The following is an 18,694-nucleotide window of genomic DNA, read 5'->3' as shown; positions in this document are numbered from 1 at the left end:
TACAAAAAAGCAATCTCTTCATAAGATTGCTTTAAATTACTAAACTGTTAAGTTATTATATCAGCTTATAAAAAGAGAGAAAACTAGATTAATACAGAAAATAAACCTTTGCTATTTTATTATTTTTGATCTCGTAAATAGCGGTAGCTTCTATCTTTTTATCCGGTTTCACCCCGGAAACACTTTCTCTATCAATAATGGTATTTAGGTTGGTGATTCTCTGTCTGACTTCACAATGAAGGTCAGGATGATCGGCAAAAAACTTCTCATAGCTCTTTCTCATGGCTTCTTTTCCTTTACTTAATAATTTAGAAGGAAATGAATACAGCTCCACATCTTCTGCATAAGGCTCCAGAAAGGCATCTATATTTCTGGCATTATAACCATTTACCTGTTGCTGAACCAGCATTTCATTTGTTGTTTCCGCTATTGTATTGGGATTAAGAGGCTGCCCGTTTTTGATAACGGTATCAATCTGGGTAAGGTTTTCCAGATTTTCAATAGGGTTGGCATTCAACAGAATCAGATCTGCAACCTTTCCTTCTTCTATGCTGCCATATTGTGCTTCTTTGTTCAGAATTTTAGCTGGGTTGATAGTTGCAGACTGGAGAATTTGCCAGCTGTTCATACCACTTTCTTTCATAGCTTTAAGTTCTGTGATAAAAGAAGTGCCATGCTGAGTTCCAATATTTCCGGCATCTGTACCGGCAGCGATCGTTACTCCGCCATCGGTCAGTTTTTTGAGATTAATTCTTCTGATAGAATCAGTTTTTGAAGTATAGGCTTTTATCTGAGGAGAATTGAATCTTAGTTTATATTTCTTTATCATTGCAGAATCTGAGGTGTCTTCCAGATGCTTTAAATCATACATAGAACCAATACTTTTCGGATTGGAATGCTCAAGCTCATAGGTATTGTAATGTTTCTTCTGTGCATAGGTGTCATAATAATTGTCCATTACGGTCAGGGTAGGGCATAAGATCACTTTTTTAGACTGCAAAAGTTTTACAAAATCATCTGAAACCACTTCGTCTTCTATATTGTGTACAAGATAATTAGCACCGTTCATCACCGCTGTTTCTGCTGTAAAACGTTCCGTAGCATGTACTGCTACTTTAAGATTGTTTTTGTGGGCTTCTTCAATAGTAGCCTTTATTACAGGTTCAAGTTTTTGAGCTTCCTCTTTCTTTTTTTTGGCATCTCCCAAAACAATATACCATATCTTGATAAAGTCCGGTTTATAAGGAAGCTGTTCCTGTACCCATTTTCTGGCGTCTTCTGCCGTTAGCGCCAGCTTGAAAGGTTCATCCTTGTTGAGGTTTTTAAAAACTTCAGGCTCATAGGTGGTAATAAGAGGTCCGGACATATAGACAGAAGGTAATCTTTCATTCCTTTTTAAAGAATCCCTGAGAAGAAGAAAATGATAGGTGGCCCCGGGATCAATCACAGAAGTTATTCCGGCTTTAAGATAATACTGAAGAAGATTTTCCATATTATGATGTCCCCAGCTGATCTCTTCCTCATACGGAACATGCTTTCTCAAATCGAGTGCATCAGGTCTTGTATATAACCCTCCACTTTGAAAAAAATGAATATGGGAGTCCGTCATTCCCGGGATCAGATACTTCCCTTCACCGTTGATCACATGAGAATTCTGAGGTATCTTGATTTGTTTGCTAGGCTTTATTTTGGTAATCTTTCCGTTATTTATAATAATAGTCTGAGCGGGAATCATTTTCTTATGAATGACATCTGCGATGGTAACATTTTGAATATAGACCTGGGCCCGAATACCATTGAAACAGAGGATAATGGCTAATGCTATTTGAAATTTTTTCATGATCTTTATATGGTGAGGTGATGGTGCAAATATAATAAAGCCTTATTGAATTGAATGATAATGTTTTGTGTTTTTTAATGAACGCTGTATCGCTTGATGGTTAAGCATATTTTACACTGAGATTCATAATATACTGTATTCCTTGGGATCAGCATTATTAATAACTTAATCTGGTCATGTGGCCATAGAAAGCTCAACTTGGTGAACGGGCAGCTTCACTTGGTGAATAGTTTTTGAGCAGACTGTATATATGTATATCTTTGTTTTATGAAAATACTTAAACTTTTTACGACCCTTTTACTCATGATTTTGGGAAATATCACCTATTCTCAAAGCAGTACTAAGGCTGTGGAAGAAGTTCAGGTAGAAACCAAGAAGCTGAAAAAAGCTATTGATACCAAAAACGAACCTGCTCAGGCCGATTCTTACTATAATATTGGGGAAACGTTTTTCAATGACGGGAACTTTCCGAAAAGCGAGGAATATTATACAAAAGCTAAAAAGATCTATGAAAAGGTCAATGATAAACCCAATATTGAAAAAGTAACCCGAAGATTGGCCCAATCTCAGGAAAAGCAGAATAAAATATCACCTGCCATCAGCAATTACAGTATGGCAGCCCAAGTGGGGTATTCTGAAAAAAGCAGGGCCGTCAATTCCAATGATGTAGCCAGGCTTTCTTCTCCTACACCTGAGCAGAAAACTGAAGCCATCCAGAGTAATATTAATATCATTAGAAAAGAAAAAGAACAGACCGGTTTAGCAGAAGGCTACAGCCAGTTGGCAGATGTCAATATACAACAGAACGAGGTATCTAAAGCAGAAGATAACCTGAATGCTGCCTACAAAATTTCAAAAAAAGAAGCCCCACAGCAGGCATTGGAAATTAATCAGAGATTGGCGAATCTGTATGTTGAAAATAAAAAATTCGATAAAGCGATAGAAGCCAAAAAGAAGGTGATGAAAGAAGACTTTGTAAAAGATGATTCTCAGGAGAAAGTTAATCAGATTCAGGAGCTGGCAGATATTTATATAAAGAAGAACGATAAAGAGGAAGCTGTAACCTTATTAAAAAATGCCTATGGAATTGCTTTAGATAAAGGACATACACTGGAAGCACAGAGAAGTGTGAAAAAGCTGGACAGCCTTTACAATATATCAGGAAATACAGATGCTTCAGTGTCATTGTACAGGGATTTTTTAGGAAAACTGCCTGATCTGGTTTCTAAAGACAGAAGTCTGGTAGACAATAAAATTCTGGAAGATACAGAACAGCGTATTTCTCAGCTTGAAAAAGAAAGAGAACTGAAAGATGAGCTGATCCGCAAGAAAAATGTATTCAATTATGGACTGATTGGAGCTTTAATCCTGTTGACCGGACTTGTCATTTTTATTTTCAGAACCTTGAAAAAAGTTCAGATAAAAAATAAAAAAATTGCCCTTCAGTCGCTCAGAAGAGAGATGAATCCTCATTTTATTTTTAACAGTCTGAATAGCGTAAACCATTTTATAGCCACCAATAATGAACTGGAAGCTAATCAGTATCTGACAAAATTCTCTAAGCTGATGCGGGGGGTAATGGAAAACTCTACAGAAGATTTTATCCCTTTTCAACAGGAGCTAGATCTTCTTCAGAACTATCTTGCGCTTGAAAAAACACGGTTTGCAGACAAATTTGATTATGAAGTGGATGTAGATGAAAACCTCAATGTACATAGCCAGCAGGTACCCGGAATGCTGGTACAGCCATTCCTTGAAAATGCGATCTGGCACGGATTACGTTACAGAACTGAAAAAGGATTTTTAAAACTGAGTTTTGAAAAAGAAGAGCAGTATTTAAAGGTAACCATTGAAGATAATGGAATAGGAATTGAAGAAAGTAAAAAACAGAAAACTCAGCATCAAAAGACAAGAGAGGGCAGAGGAATGAAAAATACACTGGAAAGAATACAGTTGCTGAATGATCTGTATAAAAAAAATATAACCTGTGCTGTCAAAGACAAAGAAAACAATAGTGGAGTGCTGGTGATTATAAAAATTAATCTGTTTTAAAAACAGTTGAGCGGTTGTGATATTCAAACTATCACCTGCCACCTATTACCCAAAAACCTATCCTATGAAAATAAAAGCCGTAATCGTAGACGATGAACTTATAGCCAGAGAAGTACTGAGAAATTATATCACGAAATATTGTCCGCAGGTGGAAATTCTTGGCGAAGCAGAAAATATAAAACAAGCTGTTCCTCTGATTGCTGAGAAACAGCCCGAATTGGTATTTTTAGACGTAGAAATGCCTTTTGGAAATGCTTTTGATGTTCTGGAAGCAACTAAAGAATTTTCCTATGAAACCGTTTTTATTACGGCATTCTCACAATATTCATTACAGGCTTTAAATAAGTCAGCAAGTTATTACATTTTAAAACCTATTGATATTCAGGAACTCATTCTGGCGGTAAACAAAGTTGTTGAGAGCCTTGAGAAAAAAGATGAGCTCAACAGGAATAAGATTCTGCTTGAAAATTTAAAACTGAAACCCGAGAAGCAACAGCTCATACTTCCAACTTTACAAGGGTTTGATGTGGTGAAAACTGAGGATATTGTCCGGCTTCAGGCAGATGGCAATTTTACTCAGGTATATCTTACCGATGGTTCCAAAAAAATGGTTTGCCGTTTTTTAAAACACTTTGATGACTTGTTGGAAAATCCTTTTGTAAGAGTACACCGTTCCCATATTATCAATACTGCTTTTGTGAAATCTTATCATAAAAGTGGAACAGTAATGCTTTCTGATGATACAGAGATTGAGGTTTCCGGTAGTTTTAAAGATGGTTTTCTGAAAGTTTTTTCATAGAATTTACCACTCTTTAACAACGTAAAGGCACTATTTTTGAAGTTTTTATAAGAACCACACAAAATTTCTGTTATGAAAACTCTTCACAAAATTATACTTCCCGTTTCGCTGGGAGCACTCGGATTGATCATGTTCAATTCCTATTCAGTAGGAGTTCCCAAAGGAGCTAAAGTTGTAAAGAATTTTGATGTCAAAAAATATCTCGGAAGATGGTATGAAATAGCCCGTTTTGATTACCGTTTCGAGAAGAATATGGATAATGTCACCGCAGAATATTCAGAAAACCCGGATGGAACAGTAAGGGTCAATAATAAGGGCTATAATTACGTGAAAAAAGAATGGAAAGAAGCCATTGGTGAAGCCAGATTTGTAAAAGATAAAACAGAAGCCCGGCTGAAAGTGGCATTTTTCAAGCCGTTTTGGGCGGGTTATAATGTGATTGATATTGATGAAGAATATCAGTATGCCCTGGTAGCAGGAAGCAGCTTAAAATACCTCTGGATTTTATCCCGAACTCCCAATATTCCTGAAAGTATGCGCCAGCGATTTATAGAAAAAGCAAAGAAACTCGGATATAATACCGAAGAACTTATCTGGGTAAAACATAATCAATAACATAAAAAGAGGCTATCAAGTGATGGCCTCTTTTCTCTTTATTTTTTAGAATAGTCTTTCCATTCTTCAAAACGATGATCAATAACCTGTCTCATCAGATCGTAGTTTTCATAAGTATCTTCAATGTGGTAGAACGTTTCATATTCATAATCACTCTCTTCAGCCTTCGCATCAAAAATATTAACATAGTCATCAGCAAATGAGCTAAACCTGTTTCCGAAATCGGTATCATCTGCATAATAATCTTTTGCAAATCTGTTTCCTAAATCATTCAGGTCATACTCAGAAAATTTGCCATCACAGGAATCCATAATAAATTCGGCACCTGTAATTTCCCGCTGTTTTAGTTTTTCAATTTCTTCCTTACCATCTTCTTTTAAATCATCAGAAATAAGATCATTATTAATACACCAGTTCAGGAACATTCCCGTATGGGTAGCTCCATTTTTTTCAGGAAGCCCTTCAGGAAAATCACCGCCATAATGCCATGAGGCGTCATCGTATTTAGACATAATTTGAATTATAGTTTTAAATAATCGACATCAAAAATAGAAAAAATCATTTTATGTTGCCGCAGCCATAGATTTTTCCGTCATTTGCAGGAGAATTTTTTTCAACAAACTGATCTATGGAAAAAGCTGTTCTGATTACTATTGGTGATGAAATCCTTTCTGGAAATACAATAGATACCAATTCTAATTTTATTGCCTCCGAACTTAAAAATATAGGCATTAAAGTTTCTCAGATATTCACGATTTCGGACGAAATTGAAACCATTAAAAATACACTTGCCATCGCTTTTGAGCTGGGAGATCTAATCATTACAACCGGCGGGCTGGGACCCACCAGAGATGATAAAACCAAAAAAGCACTGGCTGAATTTTTTGATGATGAAATTGCCCTGGATGAGGTTACTTTTAACCATCTGAAGGCATATATGGAAAGAAGAGGAAGACAGGATATCCTGGAAAGGAATAAAGAACAGGCCTTTGTTCCCACAAAATCTGTCGTATTCCAAAATCATTACGGGACAGCCCCCTGCATGATGATGGAACAGAACGGAAAACTATGCTACAGCCTTCCGGGTGTTCCTTATGAAGTGAAACCCCTGATCAAAGACCAGATTGTTCCTTATTTACAGGAAAAATTTAACCTTAATTATATCCATAGCCGCATTGTTTCCGTGGTCGGAATCCCTGAAAGTATCCTGGCTGACACCATTGAAAACTGGGAACTGGCTCTTCCCGAGAATATAGCCCTGTCTTACCTTCCGGTAGGAACACGTGTTAAACTTAGGCTTACAGCATCCGGTGATAACGAAGATCTTTTAAAACAACAGACCGAAGAAGAAATCCAAAAACTTTTGCCGTTCATAAAAGATCATGTTATTGCAACCTCTGAAGATAAAATTGAAAATATCCTGGCGGAAATGCTTACTGATAGAAAGCTGACGATTTCTACTGCAGAGAGCTGCACAGGAGGCGGACTTGCTAAAATGATTACCTCTGTTTCCGGAAGTTCAAGATATTTTCTTGGTGGGGTCGTAGCATATGCCACAGAGAAAAAAGTGAAGATTTTAAATGTTTCTCAGGAAACGATAGACCAATATACTGTGGTCAGTGAAGAGGTAGCACAGGAAATGGCAGAAGGTGTTCAAAAATTATTTGACAGCCATATTTCTCTTTCTACAACCGGTGTTGCAGGGCCCGGAAAAGGTGAGGATGGTAAAGAAGTAGGAACCGTTTTCTATACAATCAGGATCAATGATCAGGAAGTAACCTCTAAATTATATATGCCCCATCTGGAGAGAGTGGATTTTATGGATTTCGTTTCTCAAAAGATTATTCAGGATGTAGTAAGCCTTTTAGTAAATTCTTAATAGATCACCTTCTTTTTTAATTTTTTTTTAATTAATTCTGGTATACTTTTTCACACTTTTTGAGGTCATTCCATAAATTTCATAAACGTGGAAAACTCAAAACAGATTTTTCAAACCAATAGTAAGAAACGCTGGAAAAGTGTACAGTGGAGTAGCCGCATATTTATTTTTGTTGCGGCTCTGCTGTTGCTTGCTTTAGGTCTGATGATGACCCTGGACAGAAATCCAAAAATTCCTTTTAAAGAAGACTATAAAGCTGTTATTACTGCTAGCAAACCCTATCTTCAGGAGAATAAAATTTCTAAAGAATATAAGGGATTCAGAAGCTTTATTTCTGAAAAGACAATGCATACCAGTCTTTCTAAGATTGAAGAGGCAAGAGCCGAAAGACTGAAGAACCAAAACCGAAACTGGGCGCAGTTTCCGGGAGGAATCCGTTCTGCATTTTATGTGGCCTGGGATCCACAATCGCTGATGTCTTTAAAAAGAAATATCAGACATATTAATCTTGTTTTTCCGGAATGGTTTTTTCTCGATCCCAAAACAGGAGATCTGAAAACCAATATCGACCCTGAAGGATATAAAATTCTTAAAAGAACGGGTGTTGCCGCAATGCCGATCCTGAGTAATAATTCCGACAGGGAATTCCGTTCTGAAGGATTAGGAAAAGTCCTTAACGATCCACAGAAAAGAACACATCTTATCCAAAAAATCACCCAGCAATGTATAAAATATCATTTCAAAGGAATTAATATTGACTTTGAGGATATGAATCTTGATTCCGATGAGAACCTGATCGCTTTTATGAAAGAGCTTTCGGAAACATTTAAAAAGAATCAATTGCTGGTGACCATGGATATCATGACGGATAATGATGATTATAATATCCAGAGATTAGATCCATATGTAGATTACTTTGTACTGATGGCCTATGATGAATATTCCGCAAGCGGCGATGCCGGACCCATTTCATCTCAAAAATGGATAGAGGAACAAACCGGGAAAATTGTAAAAAAGACGGCTCCCAACAAGATTATTCTGGGGTTAGGAGCTTATGGCTATGACTGGAGTTCCAATTCAGATGACAATACTTCGGTTACCTATATGCAGGCGATTACAAAAGCCAGTGCCAGTAAAGCGGTCATTGATTATAATGACAATACCTTTAATCTGAATTACTCTTATACAGATTCTAAAAATCTTACCCATACCGTATTTTTCAATGATGCTGCTTCTATTTTCAATACCATGCGCTTTTCATCCGAATATCCATTGGCAGGAACGGCACTTTGGAGATTGGGAAGTGAAGACAGCAGAGTCTGGAACTTCTATGATAAGGATCTGACATTTGCCGGTCTTTCCAAACTGAATCTAAAGACGCTGGAGAATGTAAAAGGCCAGACAATGGTAGATTATATAGGAGATGGTGAAGTTTTAGATGTACTGAATACCCCTCATGACGGAAAAATAGCATTGGAAATTGATCCCAAAGAGAAAATTATAACAGATGAAAATTATATTACGTATCCGAGCTCTTATGAAGTAAAGAAATATGGAAGTGCCCCTCAAAAAGAACTGGTGCTGACATTTGATGACGGTCCCGATGAAACATATACCCCTCAGGTGTTGGATATATTATCGAAATATCATGTTCCGGCAGCTTTCTTTTTAGTAGGATTAAATGCTGAAAAAAACCTCCCACTTGTCAAAAGAATTTATCGGGAAGGACATGAAATAGGAAACCACACCTTTACCCATGAGAATGTTGCTAAAGTAAGCCCGGAAAGAGCTTTATTAGAGTTAAAACTAACAAGACTGCTTATAGAATGTGTCACAGGGCACAGTACAATTCTGTTCAGAGCACCTTATAATGCCGATTCAGAGCCTACTACTTCAGAAGAAATTATTCCGGTAGCGCTGGCAAGACAGCAGAATTATCTGGATATCGGAGAGAATATAGACCCTGAAGACTGGCAGCCGGGCATAAAAGCTGATGAAATTGTAAAGCGTGTATTAGCAGGAGTAAAACAGGAAAGAGGAAATATTATCCTGCTTCATGATGCCGGAGGAGACACCAGAGAAGAAACTGTAAAAGCATTGAAAGTTTTAATTCCAACACTTCAGAAACAAGGATACCATTTTACGAATCTTACCAACCTGCTGCATAAAAGCAGAAGTGAGCTGATGCCGGAAATCCCTAAAACACGATCTTATTACATCATGCAACTTAATCTGGTATTGGCTACTGTAATTTATGGAATAAGTCATTTTCTGGTTGCCCTATTTACAATCTTTATTGTATTAGGATTGATCAGATTATTACTGATGGCTTATTGGGCATTTAAAGAAAAAAGAAAAGAGAAAAATCTGAGTGAATTTCCGGTTCTGGAATCCTATCCTAAAGTGTCCATTATTGTTCCGGCGTATAATGAGGAAGTCAATATTGTCTCTTCTTTACAGAATTTGCTGAAACAGACCTATCCGAATTTTAATATTATTATGGTGGATGACGGAAGTAAGGATTCAACCTATGAGAAGGCAAAAGAAGCATTTCCGGATAATCCAAAGCTGAAAATTTTCACAAAAACAAATGGTGGAAAAGCGACAGCCTTAAATTTTGGGATTTCGCAAACAGATGCTGAATATGTAGTATGCATTGATGCAGATACTCAACTGCAGAAGGATGCTATAAAATATCTGATTGCAAGATTTCTAAACGCGAGTTCTGAAGAAAAGATTGCTGCTGTGGCAGGAAATGTTAAAGTAGGAAATACCGTAAACTGGCTTACAAAATGGCAGGCCATAGAATATACCACAAGCCAGAATTTTGACAGACTTGCTTATGCCCACATCAATGCAATTACGGTGATTCCCGGTGCTATTGGGGCGTTTAAAAGATCCGTGATCATAGAAGCGGGAGGGTATTCTTCGGATACCCTGGCAGAAGACTGTGATATTACGGTGAAGATTTTGAAAGCGGGCTACACCGTAGCGAATGAAAACAGAGCGATAGCCGTTACTGAAGCTCCGGAAACCGTAAAACAGTTTCTGAAACAGCGTTTCCGCTGGACTTACGGAATTATGCAGATGTTCTGGAAGCAGAAACAGACCTTTCTTAATCCCCAATATAAAGGATTGGGACTTTGGGCGATGCCTAATATCCTCTTATTCCAATACATTATACCGTTTTTCTCACCATTGGCCGACGTCATCATGTTTTTTGGAATTTTATCCGGAAATGGCAGTAAAATATTTAGCTATTACCTGATATTCCTTTTGGTGGATGCTTCTTTAGCTTTGATCGCCTTTATTATGCAGCGTGAAAGATTAACCAATCTGCTGTATGTTATTCCGCAGAGATTTGGATACCGATGGCTGATGTATATCGTACTGTTTAAAAGTTTAAGAAAAGCTCTGAAAGGCGAAATACAGACCTGGGGATTCCTGAAAAGAACAGGAAATGTAAAAGAGATAGCAACTTCTTAATATTTGTTTAAATTTGTTTTTATAAAAAAGTAACAAATAGTAAATAAATCATACATATTGTATAAATTGTTATCATAATGAAAAAACTAACGCTTTCTTTGTTTTTATTAGCAGGAATATGTTCACAAAATACAGTGAATGCCCAGGCTAAAGTAACTAAAACAGTTGTAAACAGCACAGATACAGGCTTGGATATTAGCCTTATGGATACTTCTGTACGTCCGCAGGATGATTTTTATAACTACGTGAGTGGAACATGGATGAAAACTGCCAAAATTCCTTCTGATAAGCCAACTTGGGGAAGTTTCAACAAATTAGCTGAAGACACGGATAACAACTCCATGACGATCCTGAACTCGCTTTTGAAGGATAAATTTGCTGATGGAAGCGAAGGTAAAAAAATCCAGGATCTGTATGCTACATATATGAACATGCAGAAGAGAAATGCAGACGGAATCAAACCTATTCAGGGAAATCTGACTAAAATTGATGCCATCAAAAATGTTGCTGATCTTCAGAATTATCTTGCTTCTGTAACTAAAGAAGGCGAAAATAATTTCTATGGATGGGGCGTATATGCAGATCTGAAAGACTCTAAAATGAACGCTGTTTACTTAGGGGAAGCATCTCTTGGTTTAGGAAGAGATTATTATCAGAAAGTAAACGAAAAAAATACAGAAGCTATTGCTGAATATCAGAAATATGTAGCTTCAATGCTTAAAGAATTAGGATACAAAAATGCGGATGAAGCAGCAAAAGGTATCGTTGATTACGAGAAAAGCATTGCTAAAACTTATCTGACAAATGAGCAGAGCCGTGATAATACTCTTCAGTATAACCCTCAGACAATGGCTGAGCTTTCTGCTTTGGTAAAAGGAGTTGACCTTCCTGCTTACCTTAAAAAAGTAGGGGTGAATTCTGATAAGGTAATTATCGGAGAATTAGGATATTATAAAAACTTTGATCAACTGGTGAATGCTAAAAACCTTCCTGTCATCAAAGATTATTTAAAATTCCACCTGATCAACGGAAGTGCTTCTTACTTAAGTGAGAACCTTGGAAATATGAGGTTTGCTTTTTATGGTAAATATCTTAGAGGTCAGCAGGAGCAGAGAGCTTTAAACAAAAGAGGATTTGAGTTGATCAATGGTTCTTTGGGAGAAGCTTTCGGAAAATTATATGTTGAAAAATACTTCCCTGCAGAAGCTAAGGCTCAAATGGTAGAATTGATCGACTATTTAAAGAAAAGCTTTGCGGTTCACATCAACAATTTAGCGTGGATGTCTGCTACTACAAAGGCAAAAGCAATGACAAAACTGAACAAATTTACAGTGAAAGTTGCTTATCCGGACAAATGGAAAGATTATTCAAAATTAGAAATCACTCCAGAATCTAAAGACGGAACATTATACAAAAACCTTCAGAATATTGCTGAATGGCAGTACAATAAAGATTTAGCTAAAATTGGTAAGCCGGTTGATAAATCAGAATGGGGAATGACTCCACAAACGGTAAATGCTTACTATAACCCGGTAAACAACGAAATCGTATTCCCTGCTGCAATCCTTCAGCCGCCATTCTTCAATCCTAAAGCTGATGCTGCTGTAAACTTCGGTGGAATTGGTGCTGTTATCGGTCACGAAATGAGCCACGGATTTGATGATTCAGGTGCTCAGTTTGATGCAGACGGTAACTTAGTAGACTGGTGGACTCCGGAAGATAAAGCCAACTTCGAGAAAGCTACAAAAGCTCTTGCTTCTCAATATGACAAATATGAGCCTGTAAAAGGAACTTTTGTAAACGGTACTTTCACAAATGGTGAAAATATCGCTGACTTAGGAGGGGTAAATATTGCATATGACGCTCTTCAGATGTACTTAAAAGATAAAGGAAACCCAGGAAAAATCAGTGGATTCTCTCAGGATCAGAGATTCTTCTTAAGCTGGGCAACTGTTTGGAGAACATTATCAAGTGAGAAATACATGATCAATCAGGTGAAGACAGATCCACACTCTCCGGGGTACTTCAGAAGCTTCGGCCCGCTGATCAATGTTGATTCATTCTACAAAGCATTCGACGTGAAAAAAGGAGATAAGCTATACAAAGCTCCTGAAGACAGAATTAAAATCTGGTAATCATACAAACCGTTCAGCAATGAACGGTTTTTTTTATAGTTGGTAGGTAGTAGGTAGTAGGGATTTAATAAGAAGTTAGAAGTACTGATATCTTACTCATCATTTGTAAATAAAAGACCTCCATCATTCCCCTCCTCTGGAGGGGTGTCGAAAATTCAAAGAATTTTTGACGGGGTGGTTTATAACCGGTTTACTTATAAAGCAAATATCATCCATCAATAGAAGCGGACTTTAGTCCGCTTTCTTCATAAATACCCATCCATCAGGCTTTAGCCAAAACCTAACATAAACCCATCCGAATTTAAAACCCACATTACCCCCGAAACTCAATCCCCGTATTCCCAATTCCTTGAACTAAATATACTCTATCATTTTCCAATTATCCCTCAACTATTATCATTAAAGTTTGTATATTTGATAAGTTTGTGTAAAATCAAAAATATCTTTAATGAAAAAGCTAAATATTGGAATACTTGCCCTTTCAGGTCTTGTATTTCTTAATTCTTGTGGTACAGCAAAGACTGCAGGGACAGATACAAAAACTGAAGCTACGGCAGTCGTTGCCGAGACAGTAAAAGGAGAAGTAAAAGATGAGGGAATTAATGTATCATATATGGATACAAATGTGCGTCCACAGGATGACTTTTTTAGCTATGTAAACGGAAATTGGGTGAAGAATACTCAGATTCCGTCTGATAAAGCAAATTGGGGGTCTTTCAATGCATTGAGGGAAAATGTGGATGATGCTTCTCTGGACATCTTAAACAAAATTTTGTCTGAAAAATATGCTGAAGGAACTGAAGGTCAGAAAATTCAGAATCTGTACGCTTCTTTTATGGATACCAGCAAAAGAAATGCAGATGGTTTATCACCTATAAAAAGTGATTTGACAAAAATTGATGCCATTAAAAACCTTAATGATCTTCAGAAGTATCTTTTGGAAGCAACGAGATTAGGAGATAATTCATTCTACGGCTGGCGAGTAAGCGCAGATATGAAGAATTCTAAAATGAATGCTGTATATCTGGGAGGTCCGGATCTTGGTCTGGGAAGAGATTATTATCAGAAAGTAAACGACGCAAATACTAAAACTTTAGCAGAATATCAGGCTTATGTCGGAAAACTATTCGGGGTTTTAGGATATAAGAATTCAGCTCAGGCAGGGCAGAATGTGGTTGATTTCGAGAAACAGCTTGCCAATTATTTATTGACTCTTGAGCAGAACAGAGATGCTAACCTGAGATACAATCCTAAAAATGTATCTGAGCTTTCAGGGCTTGTTAAAAATATAGACCTTGCAAAATATTTGAAAGATGCAGGGGTGAATACAGACAGAGTAATCATCGGAGAACTGAAATATTACCAGAATATGGATCAGTTTGTGACGCAAAAAAACCTTCCGTTGTTAAAAGACTATCTGAAGTATCACCTGATTAACGGTAATGCAAGTAATTTAGATGAAAGTTTAGAGCAAATCAGATTTGATTTCTATGCAAAATATCTTCAGGGACAGAAAGAGCAGCGTCCAATGAACAAGAGAGGTCTTACCATGGTTAATGGGGTTCTTGGTGAAGCTTTCGGTAAATTATATGTTGAGAAATATTTTACTCCGGAAGCAAAACAGCAGATGGAAACTTATATTGACTACCTTTTAAAATCATTTAAAACGCACATCGCCAATATAGACTGGATGTCTCCGGAAACAAAAGTAAAAGCTCAGGAGAAACTGTCTAAATTTACAGTAAAGATTGCTTATCCGGATAAATGGAAAGATTATACCCAATTGAAAGTGGAATCTACCAATCAGGGAGCAACATTATACTCTAACCTTCAGAATGTAGCGGCATGGCAGTATCAGAGAAGTTTAGATAAAGTAGGAAAACCTGTTGATAAAACAGAATGGGGAATGTCTCCACAGACTGTCAATGCCTACTACAGTGGATCAAATAATGAAATAGTATTCCCGGCAGCAATCCTTCAGCCTCCTTTCTATAATCCTAAAGCAGATGCAGCGGTGAATTTCGGTGGTATTGGAGCGGTTATCGGGCATGAAATCTCTCACGGATTTGATGACAGTGGTTCCCGTTTCGATGGTGACGGAAACCTTAATAACTGGTGGACAGATGCTGACCGCAAGAACTTTGATGCAAAAGTAGGACAGCTTGCAGCTCAATACAATGCTTATGAACCTGTAAAAGGAAGTTTTGTAAACGGTAAATTTACAAGCGGAGAAAATATCGGTGACTTAGGTGGTGTATCTGTGGCTTATGATGCCCTTCAAATGTATTTAAAAGATAAAGGAAATCCAGGTAAGATCAGTGGATTTACTCAGGATCAGAGATTTTTCTTAAGCTGGGCAACGGTTTGGAGAACAAAAGCTACGGATCAGTATATGATCAATCAGGTAAAAACAGATCCTCACTCTCCGGGAGTGTACAGAGCATTTGGACCATTAGTTAATCAGGATGCATTTATCAAAGCATTTGATATTAAACCTGGTGATAAAATGTATAAAGCTCCTCAAGACAGAATAAAAATCTGGTAGTAATACCAAAAATTGTTAGAAAAGAAAGAATCCGTCTCAATTCAATGTGAGATGGATTCTCTTTTTAATACGCTTTCTTATAATTTCGGATAACGAACTTTATTCCGGTTTCTATAATATCTCCCATCGTTTTACAATACTTGAAATTTACATCGTAAGTAAGTTTTTGTAAAGCTGTTTTTAGCTCTGTAACATTGGCCTCAGGGGCAATGTTTTCTTTTTTCATAATAGAAAGGAGTTCATCGAATCTGCTTTTGCTACTGGTCACTCTTTTTACAATTTGTGAACGTACCTCTTTACGATATTGCTCTATGGAATTAGTTTTCAATTTTTCTAATACCATACTAACCATCAGGTTGTTTTCTTTGAAATACTGAGGGAGATACACTTTCAAATTCCCCTCGTAGCTTTGCTGATCAAAATCGATGGGACGAATTCTGTAAATAACCTGATCAAAATCGTGTATAGGAATGATAACATAATTATAAGAGCGCATGTCACCAAGTAGCCCAATAAGGCAGCGTTCATTGAATTTTACAAATTCCTTGGAAATTTGCGCTTTTTCCGATTCTGTACAATTCGGTAGGTATTTCTGAATAAAAACATCCCCGGGAATTCCTAAGATATGTTCTTCTATTAAGGTGTTTTTGTAAATTAGAAAGTTAACCCGGTTGGGAGAAAGAAGGTCTTCAATTTCCAGTCCGTATATGCGTGAGGCATCGGCCTGCTTAATATAAAAATTGGTATAATTGTCATTCAGAATATTTCTCACCCGAATTCGGAAAGGTTTAGAATTTCCGAAAGTACAGAAGTCGATCGTATCTACTTTCAGATAGGGTAAAGTCGCTTCATCTCCGTCGGAATGAAGAAGGGTATAAATCTTATTTAAATTAGCCTCTATTTCTTTAAACTCATATTCAGAATACAATACCCCGAGCCACAAAGTATCTTTGCCTTCCTTATCCAGAATATTCACACTGTCGCTGAATCTTAGCAGGTCTTCATATAGAAACTGGATCTTGGTGGTTCTGTTGTGTTTTTCCAAATACTGCTCTAGTGCTTCTGAAACAGGATATATTGGTTTTCGAAAAGCAATCTTTACATCTTTCATTATTGTGTTTACTTTATTTAAATATAAAGAATATTTTTTCCTTACGTTGGAGGATTTTTTATTTTAACATATGTTTGATCAAAGTAGGCCAAAATTTTATTTTATCTTTCTATGGTTTACTTTTGTTTATTTTTCATAGCTTAGTGATATCGTAAGATGGTGATTGTATGATAAGTAATAATAGCTAAATTTAAATAAATCAAGAAAAATCTTGACAAAATTTTGTATGTTACAGTTTTTTTTTAAATTTAAACATTGGATTGGTAATTTATTTGATACGTCTGTAAATTACTCAGAAACAGATCCAAACCAAAATAGTAAATCTCAAAATAATAATAATATGGCAATGTTTAATTATGGTGTTGGCGGAAACGAGGTAAAAGTAGACGCTAATGAAGCTATTCAGGAAATACAGGAAAATAAATCACTGATAGTAAGCCAGCTTACAACAGAAGAATCTTATACCCCTGAAATTGTAACAGGATTAAAAACCGTAGAAGATGTTTTCAGACATTTTCAGCCTTCTGTAGCTGTACAGCATGAAACAGAAGATGGAAGTGTGGTAGAAGAAGAATTCCGCTTTCAAAATCTTGGCGACTTTACTCCTAAAAGCCTTACTCAGAAATCAGATTATCTGCAGCAGCTGAGCATGGAGCAGGAGCAGTACAACAAAATCGTACGTCAGCTGAAAACAAATAAAATACTACGAAATATGCTGGAGAATGATCAGACAAGAGCTGCGTTCATCGAAGTATTGAAAGACGTAGCACAAGAACTTGAAAAATAATTAAAGACTTTACATTAAATCATGGATAGCAAATTACAGGCGCAAGAAAGCCAGCAGCAAGGGCAGCAGCAACACGCAGGGCAACCGAAAGGTAACCCACTTGCAGAGCTCAATAAAATGGGAGGTTTTGGCTTTGTTGAATCCGTTGTAGACGGAGTCGCCAATATGAACCCTACAAGAAAGGCAAGAAAGGAAATCTTCCTTACCGATAGCAATAAAGCAGATGAAAGAAAAGAGCTTCTTCAGAAAATCAACCTTTGGGTGAGTCTGTTGGAAGGAAACGAATCTGCAGATAAAATGGCTGAAACGTGCAAAAGTAAAGCACAGCAGGCCGATCAGAATTTAAAGACAAACTTAAAAAATACACTTGATGCTGTTCGTCTGTTGGAAACCAACTACAGAACGGTAGCGCAATTCTATAAAAATACAGAATTGGACAAAGTAGACAACGTAAGCATTGTCAATGCAAGTATCGATCAGGTTTCGGATTTAGATAATCCTTTATTTATCGATGCCATTTCTGAAGAATTCAAAAATTATTATGACCGTTTAGACCTTAGAGATAACTATTCAATTCTTGCAATACCAGGATATTTAGGATCAAATAAGGTAATTGAAAAATGGGCGAAAATCTGTAACGAGAATAAAGTAATGATGGTTACAGACTTTGCTAATCTTGATAAGCCGGATGACGTGGTAGATTTATTCCACTCAGCAAACCTTACAGGAGGTGAACTTCACAGAAGTAATGTGATTATGACTTGTAACTGGTTGGTAGGACGTGGAAAAGCTGAAGAAGTAGGTGAAGAGGAAAACGTAGAACTTCCACCTTCCACTTCATTGGCAGGAAAAATCCACAAGACTTTAATGTCTCAGGTAGCAGCCGGTAAAAAACACGGTAATATCAACGAAGTAGACGCTGTAAAATTCGAATTGAAGAAAAGTGAAATTTCTCAGTTAGAAAAAATGGGTCTTGTACCGATGGTAAATGAATATGGAAAAATCATGGCATTCTCTGCAAAAACATTGTTTACAGGAGATAACATCGGTCTTCAGACATATTCCGTAGTTCGTGTATTCGACTACGTAACTAAAGTACTACTTGACTTCCTGAACAGAAGAGCTTTTGAAAACTGGAACGCTAAGAACGAAGATGATTTGAGAAGACAGATCGTAACATTCTTAGACAATATCAAAGGACCGGATAAGTTAATTGAAAAATTCAAGATTGTTCGTTTCGAACAGGACAGAGTGAACAAAGACAGAGTATGGCTTGATATCCGTATGACCCCTTATTTCCCTACAAAAAGTTTCGTTATTAAACTGGACGGACACAAAGGAGATGATGGTAACGAATGGGATGCAGAATATACTCAGGAATAAAAAAACTTATTTTAAATAATAAAAAACCGATGCAATTTTTTTCATCGGTTTTTTTCTACCAA

The 18,694-nt window shown here is 36.9% G+C and carries 12 protein-coding genes; 9 read left to right on the top strand and 3 right to left on the bottom strand.

The window, feature by feature from the left end:
- Positions 1–88: 88 nt before the first annotated feature.
- Positions 89–1,840, bottom strand: coding sequence for an amidohydrolase family protein (locus B8967_RS11685; protein ID WP_084086213.1), 1,752 nt, complete (start codon positions 1,838–1,840; stop codon positions 89–91).
- 267 nt (positions 1,841–2,107) lie between these two features.
- Between B8967_RS11685 and B8967_RS11680 the strand changes: the two genes are divergently transcribed.
- From B8967_RS11680 to B8967_RS11670, 3 genes are all read left to right on the top strand, one after another.
- Entirely contained in the window at positions 2,108–3,892 is a 1,785-nt protein-coding gene (locus tag B8967_RS11680) for a histidine kinase (protein WP_084086212.1), read from the top strand.
- Positions 3,893–3,956: 64 nt separating this feature from the next.
- A complete protein-coding gene (locus B8967_RS11675) occupies positions 3,957–4,691 on the top strand; it encodes a LytR/AlgR family response regulator transcription factor (protein ID WP_084086311.1) in 735 nt (244 codons plus the stop codon).
- 72 nt (positions 4,692–4,763) lie between these two features.
- Complete coding sequence (locus B8967_RS11670; protein ID WP_084086211.1) at positions 4,764–5,306, top strand: lipocalin family protein; 543 nt, start codon at positions 4,764–4,766, stop codon at positions 5,304–5,306.
- A 38-nt stretch (positions 5,307–5,344) separates the two neighbouring features.
- On the opposite strand, the gene B8967_RS11665 is transcribed toward B8967_RS11670, so the two are convergent.
- Positions 5,345–5,818, bottom strand: a complete 474-nt coding sequence (locus tag B8967_RS11665) for a DUF7832 domain-containing protein (RefSeq protein ID WP_047487568.1) — start codon at positions 5,816–5,818, stop codon at positions 5,345–5,347.
- Between the two features lie 116 nt (positions 5,819–5,934).
- Between B8967_RS11665 and B8967_RS11660 the strand changes: the two genes are divergently transcribed.
- The 4 genes from B8967_RS11660 to B8967_RS11645 all read left to right on the top strand — a co-directional run bounded on the left by B8967_RS11660 (position 5,935) and on the right by B8967_RS11645 (position 15,351).
- Positions 5,935–7,185: a CinA family nicotinamide mononucleotide deamidase-related protein gene (locus tag B8967_RS11660; RefSeq protein ID WP_084086210.1), complete on the top strand. Its 1,251-nt coding sequence runs from the start codon at positions 5,935–5,937 to the stop codon at positions 7,183–7,185.
- A gap of 87 nt (positions 7,186–7,272) precedes the next feature.
- Positions 7,273–10,671 carry a glycosyltransferase gene (locus tag B8967_RS11655; protein ID WP_084086209.1) on the top strand — a complete coding sequence of 1,133 codons (3,399 nt, stop codon included), beginning with the start codon at positions 7,273–7,275 and terminating at the stop codon, positions 10,669–10,671.
- Positions 10,672–10,748: 77 nt separating this feature from the next.
- On the top strand, positions 10,749–12,806 hold the full coding sequence (locus B8967_RS11650; RefSeq protein ID WP_047487574.1) for a M13 family metallopeptidase: 2,058 nt from the start codon (positions 10,749–10,751) through the stop codon (positions 12,804–12,806).
- A gap of 448 nt (positions 12,807–13,254) precedes the next feature.
- Positions 13,255–15,351, top strand: coding sequence for a M13 family metallopeptidase (locus B8967_RS11645; protein ID WP_084086208.1), 2,097 nt, complete (start codon positions 13,255–13,257; stop codon positions 15,349–15,351).
- Positions 15,352–15,415: 64 nt separating this feature from the next.
- On the opposite strand, the gene B8967_RS11640 is transcribed toward B8967_RS11645, so the two are convergent.
- Entirely contained in the window at positions 15,416–16,462 is a 1,047-nt protein-coding gene (locus B8967_RS11640) for a hypothetical protein (protein WP_084086207.1), read from the bottom strand.
- 340 nt (positions 16,463–16,802) lie between these two features.
- Here B8967_RS11640 and B8967_RS11635 point away from each other — a divergent pair, with 340 nt between their 5' ends.
- Both B8967_RS11635 and B8967_RS11630 read left to right on the top strand, forming a co-directional pair.
- Positions 16,803–17,249 carry a type VI secretion system contractile sheath small subunit gene (locus tag B8967_RS11635; RefSeq protein ID WP_047487911.1) on the top strand — a complete coding sequence of 149 codons (447 nt, stop codon included), beginning with the start codon at positions 16,803–16,805 and terminating at the stop codon, positions 17,247–17,249.
- 21 nt (positions 17,250–17,270) lie between these two features.
- Positions 17,271–18,632 (top strand): DUF5458 family protein, encoded by a 1,362-nt coding sequence (locus B8967_RS11630; RefSeq protein WP_047487587.1) that lies wholly within the window; start codon positions 17,271–17,273, stop codon positions 18,630–18,632.
- Positions 18,633–18,694 lie beyond the last annotated feature (62 nt).

Source organism: Chryseobacterium sp. YR221, assembly GCF_900176315.1.
GTDB classification, from domain to species: Bacteria; Bacteroidota; Bacteroidia; order Flavobacteriales; family Weeksellaceae; genus Chryseobacterium; species Chryseobacterium rhizosphaerae.
This window is presented reverse-complemented; position numbering and strand designations above follow the sequence as displayed.